Here is a 1019-nt window from a genome sequence, read left to right as displayed (position 1 = left end):
TGTTTGCAAAATGTTGTGGCGCTACTACTTTAGGGGTAGATGGGCAAATAATAGATGTTGAGGTGGATGTTGCCAATGGATTGCCGGGAGTGGAGATGATTGGTCTGCCTGATACTATGGTTCGTGAGGCTAAAGAGCGGGTAAGGACTGCAGTGAAAAATTCAGGCATCAAAATTATGCCGCAAAAGGTGACCATAAATCTGGCTCCGGCTGGTATAAGAAAGGATAGTCCAGGTCTGGATTTGCCCATTGCCATTGCTATGATGGCGGCTTATGGCATAATATCCCCAAAAAGCATAGAGGGAAATTTGTTTTCTGGAGAGCTGTCCCTTGAAGGGCAGGTTAGAGGCGTTGCGGGCATTTTACCTATGGCCATAAAAGCCAAGGAAATGGGGTTTAAGGGCTTTTTTGTGGCCGGGGAGAATGTAAATGAGGCCATGCTGGTTGACGGATTGGCAGTATATCGGGTGGAAACGCTGCAGGGGTTAATTGATTATCTAAACGGGAAGGTGGTTTGGGAGCAATCAATACCTACGGAAGATGAACAGGAAGGAAAAGAGGCGGTCGAGGAGGATTTTGCTGATGTTCAGGGCCAGTTTGTGGCCAAACGGGCCTTTGAAATAGCGGCTGCAGGAGGACACAATATTTTACTGGTAGGCAGTCCCGGAGCTGGAAAGACCATGCTGGCCCGCCGTTTAAATTCTATATTGCCTGAAATGACCCTTGAGGAGGCTTTGGAGGTAACGAAGATTTACAGTATTTCTGGAATGCTGAAGAAAAATAGTGGTCTTGTAACCAAGAGACCCTTCAGAAGTCCTCATCATACTACTTCAGCAGCAGCTATGATAGGTGGTGGCACTATTCCTCATCCCGGTGAGGTGAGCCTTAGCCATAATGGCGTACTGTTTTTGGATGAGTTACCGGAATTTACCACGCAGGCTTTGGAGCCCTTGCGGCAGCCATTGGAGGATGGGGTGATAAGCATTGCCAGAGTAAACGCTTCGTTGACTTTTCCTTCC

1 protein-coding gene is annotated in these 1019 nt (G+C 47.7%); it reads left to right on the top strand.

The features are described 5' to 3' along the window. Positions 1-1019 (top strand): YifB family Mg chelatase-like AAA ATPase (locus ACKI5G_RS09130; protein ID WP_407399683.1); only part of this gene is annotated, 1019 nt, incomplete at both ends.

Source organism: Anaerovibrio sp. (assembly GCF_045637405.1).
Taxonomy (GTDB): domain Bacteria; phylum Bacillota; class Negativicutes; order Selenomonadales; family Selenomonadaceae; genus Anaerovibrio.
Note: the sequence above shows the minus strand (reverse complement) of the source record. Positions and strands in the feature narration are given on the sequence as shown.